This window comes from Butyrivibrio sp. XPD2002 (assembly GCF_000423945.1).
GTDB lineage: Bacteria > Bacillota > Clostridia > Lachnospirales > Lachnospiraceae > Butyrivibrio.
Genome location: NZ_AUIY01000017.1, coordinates 36,666 through 61,095 on the forward strand (window position 1 = coordinate 36,666; position 24,430 = coordinate 61,095).

Here is a 24,430-nt window from a genome sequence, read left to right on the forward strand (position 1 = left end):
TTAGTTTCCGTCCGGTATAGGAGCTAATTGTCTTACATAATCATTTCCGCCACCATCAGAATATGTTATGATCTGCCCCTCCGTCGCGTAAGTCATGCCATACTCACCGATGGCAATGCGCTTTATCTCCTCCAAATCAAGACTGCTGACAGCCTTGTTATAAGCTTCGTCATTATCCTGCTTCAGTGTGTTGAGCTGCGCCTCCAGAGTGGAAACCTGCTTAACACTTGCTGTGATATCAGCCTGAAGAGTTATATACCATGTCAGTATAATACCTGTAGCCAAAACTGCAAGTGACAAAAATAACAAATATCCAAAGCTCATGCGGTGTGCTCTTCTTTTTGCCTGTGCACGCTTTTGTACGTAAAGCGGCATTTCCCCGCGTCTTACGGGCTCATTTAATTTTCTTGCGGTATTTCCGTAAACATATCTCTTTTCCATAACCAGTCCCTCTATATTTCTCTTGAAAACTGCCTTTTGTTTAATTTTCCTCTCTTCTTTCAAAAACTCTCAGTTTAGCGCTGGCACTTCTGGAATTTTCCGAAAGTTCTTTTTCAGAAGGCAATATTGGTTTTCTTGTAATAACTTTTCCCTTTGATTTCTTGCCGCACACACATATTGGTATCTCCGGCGGACAAGTGCAGGGCTTTTCATTTTTCCTGAAATTGTTCTTAACTATTCGGTCCTCAAGTGAGTGGAAGGTAATCACGCAGATTCTTCCACCTGGAGCAAGAAAATCTATCATTCCGTCAAGTGAATTTTCAAGCACGTCAAGCTCTCTGTTGCAGGCTATTCTCAGTGCCTGGAAGGTTCTCTTGGAAGGATGTCCTCCCTTTTCTCTCATTCTTGCAGGTATCGCAGCCTTTATAATGTCGTTCAATTCAAAAGTGGTCTCTATAGGCTTTTCGCTGCGTCTTGCCACTATATGCTTTGCAATGTTCTTGGCGAATTTATCCTCGCCATAGTTTCTTATAATATGAAATATTTCCATCTCGGAAAATTCATTAACAATTGTTCCGGCGGTCAGCTCCTGTCTTCTGTCCATTCTCATGTCCAGAGGAGTATCGAATCTGTAGGTGAAGCCTCTCTCCTCGTTATCAAGCTGAAAAGAAGAGACTCCAAGATCAAGTAAAATTCCATTTACCTTTTCAATTCCAAGCTCTCTTATTCTGCTGACTGCGTTTTCATAGTTGTCACGAATGATCGTCACCTTATCTTTATAAGGCTCAAGTCGCTCAGATGCTGCTTTTATGGCATCCTCGTCCTGATCAATTCCGATAAGTCTTCCTTTATCGGATAGTTTGGCTGCAATATGGCTTGAATGACCTGCGCCGCCCAGAGTTCCGTCGACGTATATTCCATCAGGATCGATATTCAGATTTTCAATCACCTCATCAAGAAGTACTGAGTAGTGTTTGAATTCCATATTGTTCACCATTTGCTTTTGTTACTTGTGTTAAGTGGTTTTAAATGCTAAGTCCGTAGGCGCTCATCTTCTCAGCAATACTGTCGATATCATCAAAGCTTGTAGCTTCTTCCCATTTCTCCTTGCTCCAGATTTCAACGCGGTTACCGACACCGGCAACAATCGCATCCTTCTCTATTGAAGCGTGGGTCAGCCAATTGGCCTTAAGAAGTATTCTTCCCTGTTTATCAAGCTCCACATCGTCAGCTCCTGCCATAAAGAATCTTCCAAGCTGTCTGGCACCGGGTATATCCATGGGCAAAGCTTTAAGCTTCTCCTCAAAGGCGTCCCAACCTTCCTGATCAAACGCAAAAAGACATCCATCAAAGCCCTTCGTTACAACAAACTGCTCTCCCAGCAGATCGCGAAACTTGGCTGGGATGATCAGTCGTCCTTTTGCATCGATTGAATGGCTGTATTCGCCCTTGTACGCCTTTCCCATTAATATCTACCACTTTTCACCACTTTGTGACACTTTTTACCACCTACATGTATAATATACCATTTTTTTCTATTTAACAACCTTTCAGAAACCGCGTTCTGGCTGATTTTGAGCGTAAAAAAGCCTCCCACCGTCTGGTGGGAGGCTCGCCCATACAAGATATTGTAGTTGGTCGTTTTGATTGGCTATATCTTGATTTTGTTATCATTCTTGTTAGAATTAGAAAATTTTTATTAATTTATTGTGGTGGTTTTAGGCCTGGGATGCGCTTGGGTTTTATTTTGATTTTTCTTCAGACAACTAAGCTTGGGGGTTGGGGCATTTTAGTTGTTCGATTTTTTCGTCCAGACAACTATTTCTGTTATTCAGGGGCATTTAGTTGTCTTGGTTTTCCTTTCGGACAACTATTTCTCTTATTCAGGGTTATTTAGTTGTACTATTTTTCCTTTCGGACAACTATTTCTGTTATTCATAGCTACTTAGTTGTCTTAATTTTTCCGTCGGACAACTATTTCCATATAGTAAGGCAATCTAGTTGCTTTTCTTTTTCTCTCGGACAACTATTCTCATCAAATAGAGCATTCTAGTTGCCTTTCATTTTTTCTAAGACAACTTATCCCATCATACAGACAATTCTAGTTGCTTTTGATTTTTCTCAGGACAACCATATTCCGCAGATTAAGAGCCTGAATTGTTTAATCTTTTCCAAAATGCTTACTTATAAAAGCTTCTATCCCCTTGCTATTCAAAGGCATTTGCTGGGTTTCAACAGTAACAAGCAATTCTTCACCAAGAAATATTCCTGTTTTCTCATAATCTCTGAACTTCTTCAAATTATTTTCAACATATTCTGTATTATCAACCATTCCAAGGTGCTCCCAAAACACTACTTTTCCGTTTCGAGGATTTAATATAGTAAAATCTGGATATCTCACTTCACCATTAAAAATTCTAACCGGACATTCATATCTATAAGCTATTCCATTGGAATACAGTAAATTTGCAATAAGCTCTTCCGACTTTGATCGTACACGCTCTCCTCTTTTGGTCACATGAAAAGGCACACCATCGTCTATCTTTTTAGGCTGATACACAATATTCTGCCAACACAAAGCATATTCATCATAAGTCATTTCAGCTATGTCGATTTTATTCTTTATCTCCCACGGAAACTCTGCCGATATTAAAGATGTCTTTTTTTGATATTTATCCAGAAAAGCCTTGATATTTTTAACTTCTTCTTTTGCCACAGCTATATATTTCTCATCATATCGTTTCTGAGCAAGGGCTGTAATCAGTTTTTCATTCTCCTTCTTAATGTATTTTCCCATTGGCTCGCCTTTTTGCCTCTGGTAATACTGATAGTTTTCCCTGTTTTTTATAATCTTAAGGTTCCCATCAGGGGCCTTCTTCAATCTCTTTTCTCTTTTTGCAATCTCTTTAGTCAGCGTTTCCTGCCTTTTAGCCAATCGCTTCAAAAAAGTATAATCAGACACTGTCATTTATATATCCTCCAAAATCAGGTCCAGATGCAATCATAAGGGTTGGCCCCATAATCACATCATTTTCACTCAGTTCGTACAAAAAATAATCAATTTGCATAATATGTGAAAAAAGTATACTGAACGCATACTTATCGCCTCAGAAAAGCGACAAAGGATATTTTACATAAATCGGCATAAAAGTCAAGCCCTGATTTAGCAAACTGCTAACCAAGGCTTAAAATAACGTCATTCTTATCCAATTATTAATTTAAACAATATCAACGCAACCAGGAATACTACATTAACAATTGTAAACGCGATAATGTACTTTCCTCGTTTTTCCTTGTAATCATTGCCGTAGGCCTTGAAGGAAATGAGGCTGGCCATAGATGCGATCAGTGTTCCGAGGCCACCGACATTTACTCCGATAAGAAGCTCCTTGTAGTCAGACACGAAGCCAGACAGCATCAGGGTCGCAGGGACATTACTTATAAACTGACTTGCTATAAGGGCTATCAGGAATTCTCTTCCGTCTGATACGCTCTGCAGAAAATCTCTAACCGCGGGGATTCTTCCCATATTTCCAGTGAAGATGAAGAACCCGATAAAAGTGAGAAGCAGAATATAATCAGCTCTAAGAAGGATTTTTCCATCCATCACAGCAACCACCGCAAGGATGATGAGCGCCATAACGTACCAGGGCAGGACTCTCAGTACAGTTAAAAGTGCAAGCACAAAAAGTACCGAATAAACCGCAACCTGCTTCTTACTTCCAAAGCTCTTTACAACCTGGTAGTTGTCCTTTCTCTCGCCGAGGCTTCCCTTTCCATTTCTGATAAAAAATGAAGCAATCATCAAAAGCACCAATGAAAAGATGCTGTAAGGCAGCATACACATAATGAAGGAGCCGATACTCATTCCCGTAAGTCCGTACAGATAAAGGTTCTGAGGATTTCCGATGGGTGTGAGCATGCTTCCAAGGTTCGCAGCGACAGTCTGAAGGACGATCACAGAAATCATCATATCTTCTCTCCTGCAGCTGTGAAGCGTCATAAGCGCGAAGGGAACGAATGTGATAAGAGCCACGTCATTTGTGATGAACATACTTCCCAAAAAGCACATGAGTATCAGCACTATTGCAAGCTGACGACCGGTAGTAACTTTTCCAAGGAGCTTCTCTCCTATCTTCTCGAATATTGAGTTCTCACGAAAGCCCTGAATAACAATCATCAGTCCCCACAGGATTCCCAGGGATCTGAAGTCCACATATTCAAGGTATCCCGCATCAGGCCTTACCACAAATGCAGATATGATCGCAAGTATCCAGGCTATTACCAAAACCGGATCAGATACTATTTTTCTAAGATAATTTTTGACAGATATTTTTTTCATAATAAAAAATCTTCCCGTATAAACAAAATTGCTCCGAGAAGATAGTCTACAACAAAGTGATTATTGTTTCTACATATTTTTTAATTACACATAAAAGCGGGGACAAAATAATTTCTGTCCCCGCCATCATAGTATACGTACCTGTAATTATGAAGTATAAAAACAGTTACTTGATATCAAATTCCGGAGGCTCGTCAAGATGCTCTGATACATACTTGCCGTCCTTTTTCCTCTGCTTCACGCATTCCGTGAGGAGGTATTCTATCTGTCCGTTCACCGAGCGAAAGTCATCCTCTGCCCAGGCAGCGATGGCATCGTATAGCTTTGCACTAAGTCGAAGCGGAACCTGTTTTTTCTCAGCCATTAGTATAGACTGCCCGAATTAACTATGGGCTGAGCATCGTGATTGCCGCAAAGGACAACGAGAAGATTGGATACCATAGCTGCCTTCCTCTCCTCATCAAGCTCAACAAGCTCTTTTTCATTAAGTCTCTCAAGCGCAAGCTCAACCATTCCAACTGCACCGTCAACGATAAGCTTTCTGGCATCTACTACCGCTGCTGCCTGCTGTCTCTGAAGCATAGCTGCTGCAATCTCGGGAGCGTATGCAAGATATGTGATTCTAGCATCAACTATTTCAATACCTGCATCAGCAACCTTACTCTGGATTTCAGCCTTTATGCGCTGAGCTACAAGCTCTGTTGATCCGCGAAGACTTCCGTCATCAGCCTGTCCGTCACCTGTTGTATCAACATTTTCAGTAATATCATAGGGATAAAGCTTAACAACATTTCTTACTGCGGTGTCACTCTGAAGTGATAAGTACTCCTTGTAGTTATCAACTGAGAACACAGCCTTTGCTGTATCTGTAACCTTCCACATAACCGCAACAGCTACTTCTACAGGATTACCAAGTAAATCATTAACCTTCTGTCTGGAATTGCTAAGTGTCATAACCTTAAGTGAGATTTTCTTTGATGTGCCCGCGCCAGCCATCTGCATCTCTCCACCATTAATGGTTATGCCTGCAAGCTTCTTATTATCAGCGATATCTCCGCTCTGGCCAAGCTTAGTGTCAGCTGCAGGATTGAAGGCTGTGCAGAAAGGATTTACATAGTAGAAACCATCCTCCTTAAGAGTTCCGATGTACTTGCCAAAAAGTGTAAGCACCAGAGCTTCACCAGGCTTCAAAACCTTAAGCCCAAGTAAGGGGAACCAGCCAAGAGCAACATACGCACAGCTAAGAATAAACAAGAATAAATTAATGCCTTCAGATGTAGCAGCTGTGATATATACTGAAGCGCCATCAAGTCCCATGGCAGTGAACACCAGGAGTACTATTGAAAGCACATAGATGCAGCCAAACATAAGCATCATTGCCATTCCGTTTTTATGTCCCTTTATAATTTTTTCCTGTACTATTTCATTCATAACATTTACCTCCTAAATCAGTCTGTTTATATATTTATGTCTTATTGAAGTTCTGTTTTCTGAAAATCTGCTACCTCTGCATTACTGCCCGCATATCTTGATCTAAAGATAAGTGCCGCAACAATCATCATCGGAAGCCCTGCCAGGATGGCGTTGGGAGCGGGTCCCAAAAGTCTGAAGTTTCCGGTATCCGGCACACAAAGTGCCATCGGAATAGTCGCTGCTGCATTTATTGATCCATGTAAAATTGCAGGAAACCAAATGCATCCGCTCTTTTCATAAACCGCGTCACACAAAATTCCAAGTGTAATTGTGAATATGCAAAATACCAGCATTCCTGTAACAGGGAATCCGAAATAGCTGGGGCCGTATTCATATCCGATGAAGCCTATGAGAGGCCAGTGCCACATGCCCCAGATAATGCCGCCGATTATGATGCCCTTTGTTCTGCCGAATTTCTCCTTAAGGACGGGAGACATATATCCTCTCCAGCCTGCTTCCTCACCGACCGCTACGAACATATTTAAAAGCGGTGCATACAGTGCAGAAGATGCAGATGTAATAAGCATGTATGTCTGATAGGTAAGCCCCTGTGCTTCAAGTGCCTTCATAGCGGCTTCTCCTGCCTCTCCTGAAGCAGCCATTATATACTGTCCTGTCAAATCAAGATGCTTAGGGAAAATAAGGAAGTATATAGCTGCGCCTATCAGTGTAAGAAGAAACGGACCAAACCATGAAAACAGCAGTGTTCCGATATTCCCCTTGAATTTAGGCTTCCAGCCCATTCCCTTAAGCTTTACTCCGGATATCAGTGTTGCAACAAGCGGCACATACATCATAACTGCCATCAGGAGCTGACCTGCCGCCGCCCCTCCGTTCTGATATAGCATCCATACTGCAACCTGCATTACCCAGGCGATTATAAATACCCAGCGAAGGTATTTCATTAATTTTGTGTCTGTGTTTTTTGTAGTGTTCATAATATACCTCTTTCTTTGGGATGTAACTTTTATCTATTTGATATCATTATGATATCATTAATATTCTAAATGTCAACAGTTCTTCTAAGCATCAAATATAACAAAGACCGCAGACTCGAAATTGCTTCGCAATTCCTCATTGAAGCGCTGCGCGCTTCATACCAAAATAAAAGAAGGCACCAATCAGCAAGCCAGCTTGCATTGGTACCTTCTTTATTTTGCTGCGATGCTTTGCAGTATCACACGTTGAATCTGAACAGGATTACATCTCCATCCTGTACAACATATTCTTTACCTTCCATGCGGACAAGGCCCTTCTCCTTTGCTGCTGCAATTGAGCCCTCGCGAAGAAGATCCTCATAATTGATAACCTCAGCCTTGATGAATCCTCTCTCAAAGTCTGTGTGGATCTTACCTGCTGCCTGAGGTGCCTTGGTTCCGATTTTTATAGTCCATGCTCTAGTCTCATCCTCACCTGATGTAAGGAAACTCATAAGACCGAGAGTTCTGTAGCTTGCTGCGATAAGCTTATCAAGACCTGACTCTGAAAGTCCCATGCTCTCAAGGAACTCTGCCTTCTCGTCAGCCTCAAGCTCTGAAATCTCAGCTTCAATCTGAGCACTGATAACAAATACTTCGCTGCCGGACTTTGCTGCAAGCTCACGAACTGCTGCCACATACTGGTTAGATGCACCATCATCTGCAAGGTCATCATCCTTGACGTTAGCTGCGTAGATAACAGGCTTCCATGTAAGAAGGTCATAGGTGTTCATAAGAGCCTTCTCGTCCTCATCATCGAGCTCAAGCTCTCTTGCCATCTTACCTGACTCAAGAACTTCCTTAATCTTATTAAGAAGCTCAAGCTCCTTAGCTGCTGTCTTGTCCATTCTTGCAGCCTTGGTGGTCTTTGCAATTCTTCTCTCAAGCACTTCGAGATCAGCAAATACAAGCTCAAGGTTGATTGTATCAATATCTCTTGCAGGATCAACGCTTCCGTCTACGTGTACAACATTAGGATCCTCGAAGCATCTTACAACGTGTACGATTGCATCTGTCTCACGGATGTTTGCAAGGAACTGGTTTCCAAGGCCTTCACCCTTGGATGCACCCTTAACAAGTCCAGCGATATCAACGAACTCGATTGTTGCAGGTGTAACCTTCTTGGAATGATAGAGGTCACCAAGGAGCTGCAGTCTCTTATCCGGTACAGCAACGATTCCCACATTAGGGTCGATTGTTGCGAAAGGATAGTTTGCAGCAAGTGCTCCTGCGTTTGTAAGTGAATTGAAAAGGGTACTCTTTCCGACGTTCGGAAGCCCCACGATTCCTAGTTTCATATTTATCTTATCTCCTTTAAAAGTGTTGATTTTACAAGCATTTCGAGCCATCACCTTTTCAAGGTGTTACAATTAGTGTTACACAGAAAAATAATATATAAGCATTTTTATGAACTTATATAACTTTCAATGCTTCCTCTACAAGCTCGATTTCTTTTTGCTTTTCATCCTCTGTAGTTGTGACGTACAAATTCATAGTTATTCCAATATTAGAATGTCCAAGAAGCTTCTGAAGAGTTTTTGGCTTCATTCCCGCTTCAATGCATCTGGTCGCGAAAGTATGCCTTAGGATATGCATTCCAAATGAGTTAATGTTAGCATTTTTGCATATTTTATACAATGCAGTATCATAAGTGCTATTCTTTATCGGTGTTCCCTTCCGGCAAAGGAATACAAATTCTCTCCACTCCATCGGAATCACTTTAATTGTACTATTCTTTAACTTCTGGTCTTTTAAAATCTTTATAGCTTCACTTGTTAGCGGAATTGTTCTGTATCCAGATGCACTTTTAGGCTCCCCGATTCGCCATTCCTTTGTAGAATGCCTATACTCCATAGACCGGCTAATTGTTAGCACCTTCTTTTCAAAATCAATATCTGACCATTTTAGTCCGACAAGTTCTCCTGTTCTCAGGCCTGTCTGTAAAATGAATCTATACTGATTTTCGTAGCTCTGATCTCGTGCATACTCTAGGAAGCGTTTCTGATCAGCCTTCTCCAAGGCTCTTTTTTCTTCCGAAGGTTTTCCTATATCACTACGCACTGACTTTTTGCAAGGATTATGGATTATAATATCATTTTCCTTAGCAAACTCCAGCATATTGTATAATGCTATTCTAGTCTGATACATTGTCGATGTCTTATATCCTTCTTCAGCCATATCGCTAAATATCTTCTGGCAATGAATAGGTTTAACCTCAACAAGAAGCATTTTTCCTATAACTTTGCTGATATTATGATGATATCGCTCTCTATAATTTCTCACTGTATTGGGTCTTACCGTTTTTTCTTTTATAGAAATCCAGTAATCAAAGAAAGCATCTACCATCATTGAATTTGCTTCTGTTATGCTACTGTGCTCATCTATGTACTTCGCTTCATCAAGCCATTTCCTACATTCCTGTAGTTTCTTAAATCGCTTTACTCTCCTTTTCCCTAACTTATCTACAAAGCCTGCATTATAAAGACCATCTTTCTGCTGAGTAATACCTACACCCAGCTCTTTACCTTTTAAGTCTTTTCCCATAATAAGCTCCTTTCGTGAAAAAGAAGCCTAAATACAGTACCTTATATAATACCATAAATAAGCTCCTTTGTGTTACATTTATTCAATCTACTTCTATGTTTTCGTTTATATACTTTTCAAATGCTTCTCTTTTAACTAGTTTTTTTCGTCCAACATAGAACACGAAAGGGCAAGATGGTTTCTTTAACAGTTCTGATAATTTATTTTGACCTATATTGCTTATCAAAGCTGCTTCATCTATAGTCAATAATATTTTTTCACTAATTCTTATATCTTTATAATTCATAAATCAATATCTCCTAAATTATTTTTTATTTAGTAGACAATTGATTTTTTTCATCTTGATAATTATTCTTCGTTTCCGTATATTACGTCTGCAAGTACCCCTTCATCTGCGCGAGCATTATAGTGAACATCCGAATTTGAAATCAGCATCAATTCTAACAATACTATTTTTCAGTTCTATAAATACCATCGGCAAACCATTGATGAATATCAAAATGTCCGGTCTGCGATAATAAACCTTACCTTGGATCCACATCTGAGACACTGCTGTAAAAGTGTTATTCTCTGGATGCTCAAAGTCTACCAGCTTAACGAAATCAAAATCTTCCTTACCATTTCTGCGAACGTTGATTTTAATATTGTTCCGGATCTGCTGATATAGCTTGTAATTCGTTGCAACGATATCTGTACCTGTATAGTCCTGTCGAAGTGTTTTAACGATGCGGTCAATATGCTCCGGAGCAATGTTCGGATTAATCTTTTTCAGAGACTTTTCAAGCACAGCCGGAAGGACGCACTCCTTCTTTGAAGCCCGCCCGGTTCCATCATTCAAATCATCTCTCTTGCTGGGATCAGCGTCGCAGATGATTATGTCATATTTGTATGGTTCCTCTTTCAACTCAGAGAGGATGGCCTGTTCAATATCATCTTCTGATATGAAATTACGCATATTGACGCACCTACCTTCCACATTAATTGTCAAAATTTATATTCTTATATATCAACCTTTTGGCTAAACTATCCCTTTGTCTTATAAGGTTTTCATTCTCCTTTTGTAGTAGCAGTATTCTTTCTAACATTGGTTTTACCGTTTCATGAAACTCTATTATTACATCTTCGCATGGAGTCACTATCTTCAACCTAGAAAATTTACCTTTACTCAGATTAGTCATAGTTGTCCCTGTGGCTCCAAATAATTCAATTGTTGGTTTTAAACGCTTACATGTATAGAATAGCCATTCCAAATAATCCGTATTTTTTAAAATGATAGAATTGAGCTTCCGTTGGAAAGAGGCCTGGGCTTCTCTCATTCTTCCTGAAGAAAATGTATTCCAGAGCATTACAAGAAAAGGAGAATACATTGACGGACGTCTGGACGTTATTTTAGGCGATCCCGAAGAAGTTCGCACAGTTAGCGTGCTACAGGAAGACAATACATACAAACCAACTCCAATGTTCAACCGCACAATTTTATCTGCCATAAATAAAAGCAAGCAGGAGTACCTGCGCTCAATCGCAGTATAAGGAGATTAGAGACTATGAATTACGAAGAATTTAAAAGCGAAATTAAAAGCCATATCCTGGAATACTTACCGGAATCATATTCAAATGCAGAGGTTTCCATTCATACCGTCATTAAAAACAATTCCATCCACCTCGATGGTCTCACCATAAAGAAACCTGAATCAAACATCTGCCCCAATATCTATCTCAATCAGTTCTTTGAACAATATGAGAATGGCAAGAATTTTGAAGAAATCATGCAAGCAGTAGCATCTATACGCTCAGAAAGTTGTGAGAATCCTTTCCCTGATGTGAATGATTTTACTTGTCTAGATAAAGTCAAAGACAAAATCCACGCAAAGCTGGTAAACAAATCCCGCAACGAAGAGTATCTTCAAGGAAAGCCTTTTACCGCCATAGAAGATCTCGCTGTAATCTATTACATCGAGGTCGAAAAAACCGAGAATGGAACCGCAAGCATTGTTATCACCGATAATATTCTGAATGAATAAAGTAAACTCAATAGAGGATATCCAAGAATTAAAAAAGAAGCGAAACAAGCCATGCCAAGATCATCTTGGAAATACATATCCTTCAATCAAAGATATGTGTGAACATTACAACATTTCCCCAGAGACCTTAAAGAGAAGAATCCGAGTATATCATTTGTCACTTAAGGAAGCTCTTACACGTCCTGTAAAACATACTGGTGGAATGCGATGTGAAGATCACTTAGGGCATATCTACAAAAGCAAAACTAAACTGTGCGAACATTACAATATTAGCCGCAAGCTTTTCGAATATCGGATAACTCACGGCTACACTTTGGAAGAAGCCCTTACTCTTCCTCCAAAAACAAATAAACCTGACAGGAATACCTGACAGGTTTTACTTTTTTCTATCCATCTTCTTTTCCATTTTCTCTGTATTTAGACTTCCTCTTGGTGTTACATTTACTGTTACAATCCAAAATCAAATATAAGGATTTATAAGCATTTTCATCCACTCCGAAATCGACCAAGCACTCTTCAAAGCCACTATTTATCAGCATTTAAGGAAATATAAGCATTTATATGAAACCGGTAATTAATTACGATTCCAAGTTTCATTTTTTATGTATCTCCTTTTAAAAATGCTTTATTTAAGCCATTTGTTATCTCAGCTTATTGTACCGAGTACCACGCCGGGCACCATTTATCTATTATGACATAAAAATAGCCCTGACACAGCGAATATATATTACCATGTCAGGACGGATTTGTAAAAACATGCAGTGACTTTTCCGGCACAGCGCTGCATTAATTAGCGTGGAATTTTCCGCTATACTCCTCTTCAGGAGTAAATACGGCGGCAGGTTATGACTCCTGCTTTACAATCGCCCTAAGGCTACGCCGCAATTTTTTATAAAATAGTTACCACTGAATCAATTGGATTCCTTTTTTTATCGCTAGATACACCTTTGAAATCGCTAGCGCGAAATCCCAAATCCAGGAAACAAATAGGATAGATGTTTTCTGGCAGGTCAAAAACCTTCTGTGTTTTAAGAACATCATTCACTCCAGCCCAACATGTATCCAATCCTATATCTGTTGCTGCCAGCATCATATGTGTTGCTGCAATAACACCATCTGTCAAATAGCTATTTCCACCCTGAAAATTACTTGCAGCATTTTTATCGGAACATACTAGAATTACCATCGGTGCTCCATTACGGCATGGATGAACACTGTCCATCCTCTGAAGAGCTTCTCCACTTTTTAGTATATACACTCGTTGTGGTTGTTTATTAAAAGCTGTTGGTGCTAAGCGCCCCGCTTCTAGAATATATTTCACTTGATCTTCTGTTGGCTTTGTATCGCTGTACTTACGAACAGACTCTCTCTTCTGAATAACTTTATTAAATTCCATATCTATAATCTCCTTTGCTACATTGATTCTGTTATTTAAAAGATATGTCAGTTATTCAAAAAATCCAAAACTCCACAGTAACATAGCAAATTTCATGAATCTCGTTCCTCCGGCGAATTTACTAAGTATAAGTTAAATAACTCATCCTCAATTATACGGGATGAATTTTAAAAATGTCAGTGAAAAATTTCTTACTTTATGCACGAAGATGATGAATTCTTTGATGAGGTAGACTGATAATAATACTCTGCATACCTCCGCTTTGCATGGTCCGGTCTTGTCCGGGCCTTTAATTCAAGGTTGCGCCGACAAGGCGCAATTTCCTCGTATTAAATAAAAAAAAGACTGTGCCCTCTTTTTTAGAAGGCACAGTCTTTTGACACTCACATCTTTTTAATTATTTAGAAGACGATTAATCTCATCAACCATGTCATTGATTGCACTAGCCTGCTGTGCAACATGCTCAGTATTTGTAGCATTATTTCCAGCCATGGTACTGATAGCCACAAACTGCTCGTTCTCACTTCTGATACTCTCTGCGATATTCTGGTTAATCTCAACAGTTTTTTTGATGATTTCTGACTGGCGTTTATGTGCCTCATTCATCTCTTCAATTGCATTAACCGAATCATTCAGCATTGTAGTCATTTCACTTATGTCGCCAAATACTGTCTTAAACTGTTCATTCTGTTCAGCAAGCTTATTGGCATTTATCTCAACCTGTCCTGTAATCTCTTCTACGTTCTTCTGAACTCTTTCAATTATTGCACCAACGTCCTTAAGTGAGCTCTGCGTGTTTTCTGCAAGCTTACCAACTTCAGTTGCTACAACAGCAAATCCCTTTCCAGCATCACCCGCTCTTGCGGCCTCAATTGAAGCATTAAGAGCAAGAAGGCTTGTTGATGACGAAATTCCCTGAATAAGTTCAAGCGTTGTTCCAATTTCTTCTACTGCCTTTAGAAGTCTGTCTGCAATATCTGTTGTAACTGCCATAGAATCAGAAACTTCAGAATTTATTCCCTGAAGATCATTTAATGATTTCTCATTTTCTTTTGACTTCTTAAGAAGGTTGTCAGATGTCTTCTCAACAGTCTCAACATTTTCTTCTACAATGCTTGCGCAATCATTAAGCTCTGACAAGTTTGCCATACTCTCATCTGCTTTATTACCAAGAATATTACTGTTTTTAACAAGCTCATCACTTGTTGCTGATAGCTCTTCTGCTGAAGCGCTCTCACTTGATGAGATATCCAAAAGAGTTGTTCCTGCAGTTACCATCTTGGAAGATATTGAACGAACAGCATCCATAACACCTGTAACACGCCTGTTGTTCTCTTCAAGCTCATCCTTTTTGGCAGTAATCAAAAAGTGTGAAACAAAGAATAAGAACATTACAAGGCCGGCTAACGAAAGCACAAGGCCTACAACACACATGATTACATCTGTAATAAAGAGTTCGTCTTTTACTGGCAAAAGAGCTGTGCCTCTGACAAACCATGCAATAAACATAGAAACAATACAAATACTGCCGGTAACGGACAGTAGCTTAATATCCATAAAGAATCCGATAAGTATCAGGAAGAAACATAAAAATCCCCAGAATGTTCTGGTCGGAACCATGTAAATAATGTAGTTCCACTGAAGGATAAGAACAACTGAGCAGAAAATCTTTCCTATTTGAAGTTTTCCATCTTTTAAATATCCATCTTCATCAAATGAAGACTTAAGAATCAGCATTCCTGTAATAAAGAAACACACATCCATGATACCGAAAATTATTACTGCGATCCAAGGGATAACCTGATAAAAGCCAATTGTCTTTTCTACTATGAACATTGCTGTAGCAAACATACAGGCCGATACCAGTGCAGTAATACCCCATTTAAAAACCGCAGACAGGTATACTTCAAAAGCAGATTTTTTATTCATTGATAATTACCTCCTGAGATAAATGGTTTATGTTAACTAGATTGTCACAACTATTTTACTAAATTCCGCAAATTCTCATAAGAAAATATCTCTGAAATTATTATTAAAAATCTCTGCGTTGAAATGAATTATTTATTTCACCTTGTATTACTCTCCTTTCTAAAAATAAAAATATGGTTGATAGTTTCGTTATGCCCTTTTCCATGTGCACCTGATTTTGGACATAAAAATAGACCAGTAAGTATCGGACGTCTCCGACCTTTGCTGGTCTATGTAAAGATATTTTGGGTATTCAAAGTTTTTGAGGGTCAATCATTTTGAGGGTCTAGTTTGAGGGGCTGGTTTGAGGGGCTGGTTTGAGGGTCTCTTGTGATAATAAACAAAACCAGGGTTAATCAGTTATTGAAACTGTCTAATCCTGGTTCTTTTAATGTAGGGATCATTCCCCTGCACTTCCTACTTGCTCTATTCGAAGAGTCATCTTGCTTTGCAAGCTTAATAGCACTCTCAAAAACAGTCCACAAGTTCTGAATGTCACTATCATTTTTACGCTCATCACCTTCAAAAGCATAAAAAGTAGCCATCATATTATTAAGAACGGGAATACCATCAAAGTCATGTGGAACTTCTGCACTAATAGAAAATTCCTTTGCAATTCCTCCTAAAATGGAAATTCGATTATCATTAGTAATGCCTTTATTAAACAATCCAAAAATAGTAAATGGATCTATGTCTTCCGGTATACCGTTTGCTTCTAGTTTAGGAAGCTTCATTTCGATGCTATCATAAACTTTTACAATTTTACCTATAAGTTCTTTTCTGTTGTTCCTATACTCAAGAAGCTTTGATGCAAACTCCTCGTAATAATCTACCCATTTGAATTGTTCTGTCATAATAGCACTCTTTTTCCACTTTCCTTACCATTTAATATTTTTTAATTTCTAATTCTGGTTTAATTACTCAATAACCTTCCAATATCCACCTTTAGTTTTACCAACCCTCTCAATAAAACCATTATTTCTCAAATACGCAATATTATTATCAATGGCTGTAGTGCTTATACCTATTATTTCTGAAAGCTCGTGTTTTGTTACATATGGATTCTGCTCAATTTCCAGTAGTATTGTCTGCCTTCTGGGATTTAATATGGGTCTATCCACATCGGAATTACCAACTTTTTTACCAACCTTTTTACCAACCTTTTTACCAACTTCATTAAGCCTGTTAAACGGAATCGTAACCACAATTGAATTTTCTCTAAAGGTAATGGCATCCTTGCCATATGTGTCAATAATGGTAGGAACTCCTCTTCCAGACTTTTCACTTATATGCAGTTGCAAGAATATCTCAGATAATTTCTCATTAACCGGAACAGACTCACCAAGATAAAACCCTTCCATTGTCTGTGCCGGTGCCAACGTTCCTCTGGATAATATTTCGATTCTATCAGAATAAACTGAAATCATCGGTTCATTTCCGGACGCCCAATAATTATGAAGTACTGCATTAATAATAGCCTCGCGAAATGCTTTGTTATCAAACAAAGGTACTTCTTTGCGTTCAACGACTCTGTCTGTTTCATCCGCTTGTATAATATTCAAAACATCTCCATACTGGAGCAAACTATCCAACGAATAAAGAATACAATTATTGCCAAATTCTCGAACAGAAAACAAAGGCGCACTCTTCGTTTTTCCCTCAAATATTGAAACTCTGAGCGGTATATGAGAATTATCTGATAGAAGCTGGGCAAGGCTCATTTTGGGAAGTAACTATTATTATCACTTACTTATCATCATGGCCAGGTCTGCCGAACTACGCCAGTACTTACGCCACCTCTACGCCAATATTTTATATTTTTTTATGAAGATATGGGAATTTGTGTGAAATCTATGATATGTGGGAATTCCGAAATAATAAGGCTTAAGAACTTATGGAGAGATACGTGAAATCAGGCACTGACGCCGATTCCTAGTTTCATTTTTTATGTATCTCCTTTTAAAAATGCTTTATTTAAGCCATTTGTTATCTCAGCTTATTGTACCGAGTACCACGCCGGGCACCATTTATCTATTATGACATAAAAATAGTCCTGACACAGCGAATATATATTACCATATCAGGACGGATTTGTAAAAACGTGTAGTGACAACTTTCATACACCTCCGGCCATCAGCTGTGTTATACCAAGTTTGTTGGAAATATAAGGGTGTACCAAGTAGCTAAAATAATAGCTAATAACAATTAAAAAAGCAATTATTCTAATTGGTGAATACTCACAGTTGTCTGCTATTTCCTGTATGGTAATCTTATCAATATCCTTTTTCGCCGTAAGCTCCTAAAAATAAGCTGTCAGGATTTCTTTTGCAGTTTTCCTCTTCATGTCAATCACCTGTAATTGATCATTAGCACGAATAATTTTTGTTTTACATAATTAAGTATATAACACACCTCTTAGCGTCTCAAATATAGTTTCCGCCGCAAGCTTTGACCCTGCAGGTGATGCGTGTCTTCTATCCTCAAAATAAAGATCCACAGCAGGATTCTTATGATATTCCTCCCACCATTTTTCACCCACAGGAGCCACGAGGCAATCGTGTTTCTTTGCTAATTTTCTATACCTTGCTGACATTTCAGGCTGAAACTCTTCATTATTCTCTTCAGTCCAGGTCATATAGTAGCAGGGCACAGCCTTTGTCTGCCTGATCCATTCCATGATAGTATCAGCCGCTTTCTCCATATCCTCGAACTCACCCATAGGATGTGCCACATGCTGCAATATTACGAAATCATAGTCTCCGAAAAGGATGTTGAATCTGGTCTGCTCATTCTCAGCATGGTAATCCAGGCCCATTCCGCCCTTTGTAAGCATAGTTACCTGCATATCAATTCCATTCTCAGCACAGATGTCTTTAAAAATCTTTGGCATATCATTGAAGTAAGTGTGACTGTTTCCAATAAAAAGTGTTCTCATACCGTTCCTCTCTCCTTGCATTACGTTATCCAGCAATATCCTCTTTTTCTGAATCAATCTTCCTTAACGTATCATCCAGTATCTCTTTTCTAAGTGCCACAAGCCAGTCAGAAAAAGCAACCGTATCAAATGCGTATGTTTTATTGAGCTCGTACTCATTGTCCGACCATGTATCTATGGGCGATTCATTATGCTGGATAAGGGCCTCAAGCTTATCCAAAGCCTTATATAGCTTTGCCTCCTTTGTCTCCTGAGCCTCCATTTCTTTATAAAGGTCAGCCATATCCTTTGATAACTCTTCCGGAAGCGACTTAACCCATTTATTCAAAAGAGAATCTTCAACTTCTCTGTCGTCATCTGTCTTAATAAAAGTAGGAATATCCCCGGTAAAGCATTCACCCAGGTCATGGATGAGACACATATCCACTACCTTGTCTATATTAAGGTCCGGAAACTCATGTCTCAAAAGAAATGCCATGAGTGAAATTCGCCAGCTATGCTCAGCCACGCTCTCAGTTCTGCGATTTGTGGTTGTGCAATGGCGCGTTGTATCTTTTAACTTCTCAGCAACATGTAAAATATCCAGGTACTCTCTTGCATTCATACTTCTTCTCCTCTTTTATAATTCCCAACAACAATGTTCTCTATAAATAAATCAACGTATAACACATAATTATATAATTGTATTATTTATCAGTCTGAAAGCTGTCTACCAGCTCCTGAAGCTCGACATACCTGTCCATCTTTCTCTCTATCTCGGCGTCGACCTCTTCCTTTTCCTTACTAAGAGCCATAAGCTTCGGATAGTCAGTAGCTGATTCTGCTATCTGTGTTTCAAGCTCAGCGCTCTTTTCCTCAAGAGCTTCGATTTCTGCTTCGATGTTGTCATATTCTCTCTGCTCCTTAAAGGAGAGCTTTGTCTTCTCTCTGGGAGCACGATACCTTCCCTTTGATGACTTATCCTCTGAAGACTTATCATCGGTATTGGACGACTTTCCACCACCATTGGAAGCACTCTTGGAACCAGATACGTCCGCTGCTAAAGCTCCTGCTTCCTTTTTGTGAATAAGATAATCCGAGTAGCCACCCTCACTCTGATACAGACTACCGTCCTCTTCAAAGGCGAATATTCTTGTCACTACTCTGTCAAGAAAATACCTGTCATGGCTTACAGTTACGATAATTCCTGCGAAACCGTCAAGATAATCCTCCAATATTCTAAGAGTCTGAATATCCAGGTCATTTGTAGGCTCATCCAGGATAATGACATTTGGCTGCTCCATAAGAACCCTCAAAAGGTACAGCCTTCTCTTCTCGCCGCCTGAGAGCTTGGAGATAGGCGCATACTGCATCTCAGGATTAAAGAGAAATCTGTCACACATAACAGATGCAGAGGTAAGTCCGTCTGTCGTTCTGATAAACTCCGCTGTATCCCTTATGTAATCAATTACTCTCTTGCTTTCATCAAGGGCTTCATTTTCCTGACCAAAATAGCCTATCCTGATGGTCTGTCCGATCTCAACAAGGCCTGTATCCGGCTCAACCTGCCCCACGATACATTTCATGAGAGTTGATTTACCACAGCCATTAGGTCCGATAATACCTATTCTGTCCAGCTTGTTAAAGGTATATGAAAAATCCTTAAACAGGGTCTTTCCCTCATATGCCTTGGAAATTCCATCAAGAATAATGGTCTTATTGCCCATCCTTGTGGGAAGTGAAGAAAGCTCTACCTGCCTCTCTTCCTCAGGACGCTGTCTGTCGCGCAGCGCTTCAAATCTCTGAATGTGGGCCTTTTGCTTGGTGGAGCGGGCTCTTGCACCTCTTAGCATCCACGCAAGATCCTTCCTGTAAAGGGAAGCCGCCTTCCTCTCCGCAGCCTGCTCGTAATCCAGGCGCTGCTGCTTTAGCTCCAGAAATCCCGAATAGTTGGACTCATAGCGGTAAACGCTGCCCTTATCTATTTCAAGTATCTGATTTGTCACCTCATCAAGGAAATATCTGTCGTGGGTGATCATGAGAAGTGCTCCCCTGAAATGCTGAAGGAAATCCTCAAGCCATTCGATCATATCGGAATCAAGGTGGTTTGTAGGCTCGTCCAGTATAAGCAGATCAGAAGGTGTCATTATTGCCGCTACAAGAGCAGCTCTCTTTTTCTGTCCGCCTGATAATATCTCAGGATTGCACTCGGGATCATCGATTCCAAACTTTGCAAGGTTGGCCTTGATTTCACCCATCTTATCCCAATGGTCACCGCCTGCGTAGATTCTACCGGCAATATTTTCCAAAAGAGTTTTATCCATATCAAATACAGGATTCTGTGGAAGATATGAAATGCGAAGGCCGTTACTGATTATTACCTGTCCGCTGTCAGGTGTGGTAACTCCTGCAATGATTGAAAGTAATGTTGATTTACCTGTTCCATTGGTGCCAACAACACCAATCTTATCCGTGTCGTTTATACCTACAGAAACACCGCTGAGAACAGGCTTAGACATATATGATTTAGAAACGTTTTCTACATTTAAGATATTCATGCTCTTATTATAAAACGGTTAACAGATTCTTATCTATACAAACCTGAGCTGCAAAGATCTTTTCTACTGAGCCCTCGAAAAGAACCTTGATTCTTCCCTCGATAACAGACTTAACTATGCCCTGTCCGTATTTCTGATGAGATACTACACATCCCTCAGGAATAGTGTTTTTAATATCATCATCTGAAAGCGCAGGAAGCTTGGGAAGCTTAGGCATAGCCACGTATACCTTCTTAACCTCTTCCTTCTTTTCCTTATATGCATCATTTGCGCAAAGGCCATCAAGAATAAAGTCAAGATTCTCGTTAGTAAAGAATACTATAACGTGAGCAAGCTTTCTCTCAACGCCCTCTTTCTGCATAAACCTATTGCCATTTCTTATGAAAAGTATAGCTCTGCTCTCAACTGACTCATACTGTGCAATAAGCTGCTCGATAATGCCCTTATCACGCTCTGTCAGTGCAAGATCAAGGCCTGCTGCCTCTGCTTTTCTCTTGATAGCAGAATAGTCTTTTTCAGTAGCATAGAGAACATAACGGCTGTTCATTACAGTGTCAACGTGAAGTGTAGAACCGCTCTTTGCAAACTGCCACAAAAACTTATCTCTGGCATCTGCTCTCTCATACATGAGAAGACCCTTCTCCTCGATTTTTTCACATACCTCTTCATAAGTGTACAATAGATTGTTCATGTTTCTTTTTCCTCGCTAAAAATAAAGTCAAGGAATTATTATACACTTTAACTTTTCTTATTCTATTGTCAAATTCCCCAAAATATCTCATGAAAGTAAAAGAAATTTTTAAAAAATATAAAAGGAAAACTGCGGCTTTTACAACCGCGGTTCTCCTTTAGTTTTTCACATAGGATGTTTTGTTAAAAACTCCCAAAACACATTACAGATTTACATTGAACAGGTTTCTCAGCTGGTTAACAACATCATCACTGTTAGCCTTGATCTGAGCTGCCTCATTGATGTTGGAGAGCTTCTCAAGATCTCCTACATTGTTGAAGTTATAAGCAATTGTGTAAACCGGAATCTTAAGTCCGCCTACAACAGGTGCGATACGATCCAGTGAATATCCTGTGTTCTGCTCACCGTCTGTAAGAACAAACAGCATCAGCTTTGCATCCGGAACTGTCTCAGCATAATCCTCAAGCATCTGCATACCTGTAAGCACTGCGTCGTATGTAGCTGTTCCACCGCCTGCAGAGAGGTTCTTAACTTCACCTGAGAAATAAGCTCTCTGTGTGGGATCAAACTGAGCTATAGGAAGATTGATATTAACCTCACTTGCATAGCTTACAAGTCCGATATAGTGGTCTGAGCTGATATATGTTGATGAGTTGATAAGTGACTGCTTAAGTGAGTTAAGAGGCTCACCATCCATTGATCCTGATACATCTGCTACGAAAACAGCAACGATAGGCTTACCACCGTTCTTATTCTGCTTCCAAACCTTCTGGGCTGCGATATAATCAGCACCTGTCATTCCTGTGTCCTGGGAAACATAGTCGTCATCCTGGTTAAAGCCCTTGTCTGTTGCAAGCTTCTGCATATCACCTGATAAGCAGAAATCGACGAACTGCTGAGCTGCGTCTCTTGCGGCTGCATCTGAGTTCCAGTCAAAGAAATATGCGGGGTGATCATGTCTGAGTCCAACAGGTGTGTAAACGTACTTCTTAAGCTCGGGAGTGTTTACATAAGCCTGCTTCTCCATTACCATCGCATTGATGATTCCCTTTGCAGCCTGAGTTCTGAGAACACCTGTGGTATATGCTACCGGTGGTGAGGTCTTCTGATAATCAAGGAGTGCATTGGTTGCTGTTGCTGATAACGGATTTGATTCATCAAACGCATAGAGCATGGATGAAAGGATATTAAGTCCTGTTGCTGATGTGTAAGGGTTTGTGTAAGCGAACTTAAGCTCGTTTGCATTAGCTGCTTCAAGAATTCCCTTTACGGTTACATCACCGTGGGCTTCTGTGTACTTGTCGTAGATATCCTTCTGCATAAGGATTCCGGCAGTATTACCTGCAAGTCTGTCTGTGAGAAGCTCGGGCTTAAAGCCGTTAGCCTCTACCATCTTACCAAGCGCTTCATTTGAAGGAACATAGATGTCAGGCTTATAACCGCCGTTTGCCATGTATGTTACAACCTCTCCTGAAGAGATTTTTCTGACTGTCACGGAAACGCTCTTTCCGTCTGCTGTTGCACCGGACTTATTGAACTTCTCAGCCACTTCATTAAGCCAGTTATCAGGTGCACTTCCTGAAAACTCGGAAGGTGCTGCGATCTCAAGATTGATCTGACCGCTACCCTGAACCGTGATAGGGAAAGTATCGATATCAGCAAGGGTATCCGCTTCTGAAACCTCGTCTGAATAAATATCCAGAATAGGATTTTCATTTTTTGTGATATCAACCTTTGTCATAAGGGATGTCAGTTCCTTCTTGGCCTCGTCCTCCGAAAGTGTGCCTACTGAAGCATCCTTGCGCACGCTGCTGCAGCCTGTAATTGACGCAGCTACCAGGGCTACTGTAAGCACTGTTGATAATAATCTTTTCTTCATGAGTAAATTCCTCCCTCTTCTATCTGTGAAGTAAGGGCGTTTTTATACACCTCTACCTCATTTATGCCGCTGCCACTGTCGCCCTGTGAGTTAAGAAACTCAGTGACTGCAACAATAAATTCTTTTGTGGTCTTTAACAGTCTGTTATTGTCCTCAGCGCAGTTCTTTGCTGTGAGTTCAACAACGTCCAGATCGTTCTTTGTGTTAGGACTTGAAACTGTCATTATGTTAAGGAGCTTTCTGACATTTCTGCAGATATGCTGCTCAACCTTATCAAGAATCTCTTCTGTATCTCTAAGTGCGTCAGCCCCGTTGCTATCGAGAAGATTCTTAAGACGAAGCTGATAATCATCCATCTGAACCATGGTCTCTCTTACACTTGTAAGTGCCACGTTCATCTCCCCGGCTTCGCTGGGATTTATCTGTGAAATAGCCTTCATCCAGTTATCACTTTCAGTCATAAGGCTGTTCTTTATCTGAACAGGATCAAGGTTCCCCTTTACCTTAAGGACAGGTCCTGTATGTGAATCGGCTTCCTCAATGGCTGTCTGCTTTTGAAGTGCCATATATGATGTTGCGGCCATTATGAGAAATACCAGAAAAACAAGTGTCCCTGCTCCCAGAAGAACCGTGACAATTCCCGAAATGGTCCTGAATAGCCTGATTCCGGCATATACGATCACGGTATCCCTTGTAGCCACCACAATGATTTTAAGGATGAGCGTTAAAATAAGCACCGCCGCTCCAACCTTAAACCTAGACATATTCTGTTTGAATTTCCCCTGTAAAATATCCTTACTCATTTCAACTCCTTAGCTGCATTTTCAAGATCACTACATCTCTTCATGATATCTGCCATAAGCACCTGCCTGTCGGACTCAGCTAAAGTCCTGACCGAGACACTTATTGCATCAGTTATACCGGACAGTTGTCCACGAAGGCTTTCAAGTGACAAAAGCTGTTGCTCAATTACCTGCTTTGTCATGACATCCGTCTCTTCGATCTGAGCAGATGCATCATTCATGGCGCCCTTTAATGTATCTATCATTGCTCCCAGATACTGCAGTCTTGGCATCAGGAGCCTTAGCTGCATATCGTCGCCATCCTTCGTCCATCCAGATATCTTCTGAAGTATATCTGAAAGCGATCCCTGAATTTCCATTATATCACAAGGAAATTGTCTGATTCTTGCTGCAAGCTGTTTTTCCATACCTTATCTCCCGGAT

General features: G+C 40.1%; 26 protein-coding genes. 3 read left to right on the forward strand and 23 right to left on the reverse strand.

The genetic code is table 11. The annotated features are described in order from the left end of the window. The 12 genes from G587_RS0109550 to G587_RS0109605 form a co-directional block, all read right to left on the reverse strand. Nucleotides 1–441 (reverse strand): cell division protein FtsL, encoded by a 441-nt coding sequence (locus G587_RS0109550; protein WP_026492049.1) that lies wholly within the window; start codon nt 439–441, stop codon nt 1–3. Between the two features lie 40 nt (nt 442–481). Next, nucleotides 482–1,426 carry a 16S rRNA (cytosine(1402)-N(4))-methyltransferase RsmH gene (gene rsmH, locus G587_RS0109555; protein ID WP_026492050.1) on the reverse strand — a complete coding sequence of 315 codons (945 nt, stop codon included), beginning with the start codon at nt 1,424–1,426 and terminating at the stop codon, nt 482–484. Nucleotides 1,427–1,466: 40 nt separating this feature from the next. Next, nucleotides 1,467–1,907 (reverse strand): division/cell wall cluster transcriptional repressor MraZ, encoded by a 441-nt coding sequence (mraZ, locus tag G587_RS0109560; RefSeq protein WP_026492051.1) that lies wholly within the window; start codon nt 1,905–1,907, stop codon nt 1,467–1,469. 695 nt (nt 1,908–2,602) lie between these two features. Then, nucleotides 2,603–3,409: a hypothetical protein gene (locus tag G587_RS0109565; protein ID WP_026492052.1), complete on the reverse strand. Its 807-nt coding sequence runs from the start codon at nt 3,407–3,409 to the stop codon at nt 2,603–2,605. A gap of 234 nt (nt 3,410–3,643) precedes the next feature. Continuing rightward, a complete protein-coding gene (locus G587_RS0109570) occupies nt 3,644–4,783 on the reverse strand; it encodes an SLC13 family permease (RefSeq protein ID WP_026492053.1) in 1,140 nt (379 codons plus the stop codon). Nucleotides 4,784–4,949: 166 nt separating this feature from the next. After that, nucleotides 4,950–5,147 carry a PTS ascorbate transporter subunit IIC gene (locus G587_RS0109575; RefSeq protein ID WP_026492054.1) on the reverse strand — a complete coding sequence of 66 codons (198 nt, stop codon included), beginning with the start codon at nt 5,145–5,147 and terminating at the stop codon, nt 4,950–4,952. After that, complete coding sequence (locus G587_RS0109580; RefSeq protein ID WP_026492055.1) at nt 5,147–6,214, reverse strand: SPFH domain-containing protein; 1,068 nt, start codon at nt 6,212–6,214, stop codon at nt 5,147–5,149. Before G587_RS0109580 ends, G587_RS0109575 begins: the two co-directional genes overlap by 1 nt. A gap of 41 nt (nt 6,215–6,255) precedes the next feature. Beyond that, entirely contained in the window at nt 6,256–7,194 is a 939-nt protein-coding gene (locus G587_RS22220) for a CPBP family intramembrane glutamic endopeptidase (protein ID WP_051200938.1), read from the reverse strand. 239 nt (nt 7,195–7,433) lie between these two features. Next, a complete protein-coding gene (ychF, locus tag G587_RS0109590; protein WP_026492056.1) occupies nt 7,434–8,531 on the reverse strand; it encodes a redox-regulated ATPase YchF in 1,098 nt (365 codons plus the stop codon). A gap of 115 nt (nt 8,532–8,646) precedes the next feature. After that, a complete protein-coding gene (locus G587_RS0109595; RefSeq protein WP_026492057.1) occupies nt 8,647–9,777 on the reverse strand; it encodes a tyrosine-type recombinase/integrase in 1,131 nt (376 codons plus the stop codon). Between the two features lie 82 nt (nt 9,778–9,859). Continuing rightward, on the reverse strand, nt 9,860–10,063 hold the full coding sequence (locus G587_RS0109600; protein WP_022761692.1) for an excisionase: 204 nt from the start codon (nt 10,061–10,063) through the stop codon (nt 9,860–9,862). A gap of 117 nt (nt 10,064–10,180) precedes the next feature. Next, nucleotides 10,181–10,732, reverse strand: a complete 552-nt coding sequence (locus G587_RS0109605; protein WP_026492058.1) for a type I restriction endonuclease — start codon at nt 10,730–10,732, stop codon at nt 10,181–10,183. Nucleotides 10,733–11,046: 314 nt separating this feature from the next. On the opposite strand from G587_RS0109605, the gene G587_RS25860 reads away from it, so the two are divergent. Genes G587_RS25860 through G587_RS25865 form a run of 3 tightly spaced genes read left to right on the forward strand, consistent with a single transcriptional unit; the run spans nt 11,047 to nt 12,168 of the window. Next, nucleotides 11,047–11,307: a hypothetical protein gene (locus tag G587_RS25860; RefSeq protein ID WP_196812549.1), complete on the forward strand. Its 261-nt coding sequence runs from the start codon at nt 11,047–11,049 to the stop codon at nt 11,305–11,307. A 14-nt stretch (nt 11,308–11,321) separates the two neighbouring features. Continuing rightward, complete coding sequence (locus G587_RS22225) at nt 11,322–11,798, forward strand: DUF5688 family protein (RefSeq protein WP_051200939.1); 477 nt, start codon at nt 11,322–11,324, stop codon at nt 11,796–11,798. Continuing rightward, nucleotides 11,791–12,168, forward strand: coding sequence for a hypothetical protein (locus G587_RS25865; RefSeq protein ID WP_026666369.1), 378 nt, complete (start codon nt 11,791–11,793; stop codon nt 12,166–12,168). The genes G587_RS22225 and G587_RS25865 overlap by 8 nt, the downstream gene beginning before the upstream one ends. 519 nt (nt 12,169–12,687) lie before the next feature. Here the strand turns inward: G587_RS25865 and G587_RS0109620 are convergent. From G587_RS0109620 to G587_RS0109670, 11 genes are all read right to left on the reverse strand, one after another. Further along, a complete protein-coding gene (locus G587_RS0109620) occupies nt 12,688–13,194 on the reverse strand; it encodes a nitroreductase family protein (RefSeq protein WP_026492060.1) in 507 nt (168 codons plus the stop codon). A 393-nt stretch (nt 13,195–13,587) separates the two neighbouring features. Beyond that, a complete protein-coding gene (locus G587_RS0109625; protein WP_026492061.1) occupies nt 13,588–15,123 on the reverse strand; it encodes a methyl-accepting chemotaxis protein in 1,536 nt (511 codons plus the stop codon). A gap of 395 nt (nt 15,124–15,518) precedes the next feature. Next, nucleotides 15,519–16,016, reverse strand: coding sequence for a hypothetical protein (locus G587_RS0109630; RefSeq protein ID WP_026492062.1), 498 nt, complete (start codon nt 16,014–16,016; stop codon nt 15,519–15,521). A gap of 63 nt (nt 16,017–16,079) precedes the next feature. Then, entirely contained in the window at nt 16,080–16,883 is an 804-nt protein-coding gene (locus tag G587_RS22230) for an ATP-binding protein (protein WP_242830064.1), read from the reverse strand. A gap of 674 nt (nt 16,884–17,557) precedes the next feature. Next, nucleotides 17,558–18,097 (reverse strand): SGNH/GDSL hydrolase family protein, encoded by a 540-nt coding sequence (locus tag G587_RS22235; RefSeq protein WP_051200940.1) that lies wholly within the window; start codon nt 18,095–18,097, stop codon nt 17,558–17,560. 25 nt (nt 18,098–18,122) lie between these two features. Next, on the reverse strand, nt 18,123–18,701 hold the full coding sequence (locus G587_RS0109645) for an HD domain-containing protein (RefSeq protein ID WP_026492063.1): 579 nt from the start codon (nt 18,699–18,701) through the stop codon (nt 18,123–18,125). Between the two features lie 82 nt (nt 18,702–18,783). Next, the gene (locus tag G587_RS0109650) at nt 18,784–20,634 is read right to left on the reverse strand and encodes an ABC-F family ATP-binding cassette domain-containing protein (protein WP_026492064.1); all 1,851 of its coding nucleotides are present in this window, start codon (nt 20,632–20,634) and stop codon (nt 18,784–18,786) included. A 7-nt stretch (nt 20,635–20,641) separates the two neighbouring features. Then, the gene (locus G587_RS0109655; RefSeq protein WP_026492065.1) at nt 20,642–21,325 is read right to left on the reverse strand and encodes a hypothetical protein; all 684 of its coding nucleotides are present in this window, start codon (nt 21,323–21,325) and stop codon (nt 20,642–20,644) included. Between the two features lie 202 nt (nt 21,326–21,527). Further along, nucleotides 21,528–23,204 (reverse strand): vWA domain-containing protein, encoded by a 1,677-nt coding sequence (locus G587_RS0109660; RefSeq protein ID WP_026492066.1) that lies wholly within the window; start codon nt 23,202–23,204, stop codon nt 21,528–21,530. Then, nucleotides 23,201–24,007: a hypothetical protein gene (locus G587_RS0109665; RefSeq protein WP_026492067.1), complete on the reverse strand. Its 807-nt coding sequence runs from the start codon at nt 24,005–24,007 to the stop codon at nt 23,201–23,203. Before G587_RS0109665 ends, G587_RS0109660 begins: the two co-directional genes overlap by 4 nt. After that, nucleotides 24,004–24,414 carry a hypothetical protein gene (locus tag G587_RS0109670; protein ID WP_026492068.1) on the reverse strand — a complete coding sequence of 137 codons (411 nt, stop codon included), beginning with the start codon at nt 24,412–24,414 and terminating at the stop codon, nt 24,004–24,006. The genes G587_RS0109665 and G587_RS0109670 overlap by 4 nt, the downstream gene beginning before the upstream one ends. Nucleotides 24,415–24,430: the final 16 nt, after the last annotated feature.

What these genes read in the sequence shown, in the direction of transcription:
- G587_RS0109595 (WP_026492057.1), bottom strand. Translation starts at nt 9,777, where the DNA reads ATGGGAAAAGACTTAAAAGGTAAAGAGCTGGGTGTAGGTATTACTCAG.
- rsmH (WP_026492050.1), bottom strand. Translation starts at nt 1,426, where the DNA reads ATGGAATTCAAACACTACTCAGTACTTCTTGATGAGGTGATTGAAAAT.
- G587_RS0109665 (WP_026492067.1), bottom strand. Translation starts at nt 24,007, where the DNA reads ATGAGTAAGGATATTTTACAGGGGAAATTCAAACAGAATATGTCTAGG.
- G587_RS22225 (WP_051200939.1), top strand. Translation starts at nt 11,322, where the DNA reads ATGAATTACGAAGAATTTAAAAGCGAAATTAAAAGCCATATCCTGGAA.
- G587_RS0109645 (WP_026492063.1), bottom strand. Translation starts at nt 18,701, where the DNA reads ATGAATGCAAGAGAGTACCTGGATATTTTACATGTTGCTGAGAAGTTA.
- G587_RS0109625 (WP_026492061.1), bottom strand. Translation starts at nt 15,123, where the DNA reads ATGAATAAAAAATCTGCTTTTGAAGTATACCTGTCTGCGGTTTTTAAA.
- G587_RS0109605 (WP_026492058.1), bottom strand. Translation starts at nt 10,732, where the DNA reads ATGCGTAATTTCATATCAGAAGATGATATTGAACAGGCCATCCTCTCT.
- G587_RS0109600 (WP_022761692.1), bottom strand. Translation starts at nt 10,063, where the DNA reads ATGAATTATAAAGATATAAGAATTAGTGAAAAAATATTATTGACTATA.
- G587_RS25860 (WP_196812549.1), top strand. Translation starts at nt 11,047, where the DNA reads ATGATAGAATTGAGCTTCCGTTGGAAAGAGGCCTGGGCTTCTCTCATT.
- ychF (WP_026492056.1), bottom strand. Translation starts at nt 8,531, where the DNA reads ATGAAACTAGGAATCGTGGGGCTTCCGAACGTCGGAAAGAGTACCCTT.
- G587_RS0109565 (WP_026492052.1), bottom strand. Translation starts at nt 3,409, where the DNA reads ATGACAGTGTCTGATTATACTTTTTTGAAGCGATTGGCTAAAAGGCAG.
- G587_RS0109570 (WP_026492053.1), bottom strand. Translation starts at nt 4,783, where the DNA reads ATGAAAAAAATATCTGTCAAAAATTATCTTAGAAAAATAGTATCTGAT.
- G587_RS22230 (WP_242830064.1), bottom strand. Translation starts at nt 16,883, where the DNA reads ATGAGCCTTGCCCAGCTTCTATCAGATAATTCTCATATACCGCTCAGA.
- G587_RS0109670 (WP_026492068.1), bottom strand. Translation starts at nt 24,414, where the DNA reads ATGGAAAAACAGCTTGCAGCAAGAATCAGACAATTTCCTTGTGATATA.
- G587_RS0109620 (WP_026492060.1), bottom strand. Translation starts at nt 13,194, where the DNA reads ATGGAATTTAATAAAGTTATTCAGAAGAGAGAGTCTGTTCGTAAGTAC.
- G587_RS0109630 (WP_026492062.1), bottom strand. Translation starts at nt 16,016, where the DNA reads ATGACAGAACAATTCAAATGGGTAGATTATTACGAGGAGTTTGCATCA.
- G587_RS25865 (WP_026666369.1), top strand. Translation starts at nt 11,791, where the DNA reads ATGAATAAAGTAAACTCAATAGAGGATATCCAAGAATTAAAAAAGAAG.
- G587_RS0109575 (WP_026492054.1), bottom strand. Translation starts at nt 5,147, where the DNA reads ATGGCTGAGAAAAAACAGGTTCCGCTTCGACTTAGTGCAAAGCTATAC.
- G587_RS0109655 (WP_026492065.1), bottom strand. Translation starts at nt 21,325, where the DNA reads ATGAACAATCTATTGTACACTTATGAAGAGGTATGTGAAAAAATCGAG.
- G587_RS0109580 (WP_026492055.1), bottom strand. Translation starts at nt 6,214, where the DNA reads ATGAATGAAATAGTACAGGAAAAAATTATAAAGGGACATAAAAACGGA.
- G587_RS22220 (WP_051200938.1), bottom strand. Translation starts at nt 7,194, where the DNA reads ATGAACACTACAAAAAACACAGACACAAAATTAATGAAATACCTTCGC.
- G587_RS22235 (WP_051200940.1), bottom strand. Translation starts at nt 18,097, where the DNA reads ATGAGAACACTTTTTATTGGAAACAGTCACACTTACTTCAATGATATG.
- G587_RS0109550 (WP_026492049.1), bottom strand. Translation starts at nt 441, where the DNA reads ATGGAAAAGAGATATGTTTACGGAAATACCGCAAGAAAATTAAATGAG.
- G587_RS0109660 (WP_026492066.1), bottom strand. Translation starts at nt 23,204, where the DNA reads ATGAAGAAAAGATTATTATCAACAGTGCTTACAGTAGCCCTGGTAGCT.
- G587_RS0109650 (WP_026492064.1), bottom strand. Translation starts at nt 20,634, where the DNA reads ATGAATATCTTAAATGTAGAAAACGTTTCTAAATCATATATGTCTAAG.
- mraZ (WP_026492051.1), bottom strand. Translation starts at nt 1,907, where the DNA reads ATGGGAAAGGCGTACAAGGGCGAATACAGCCATTCAATCGATGCAAAA.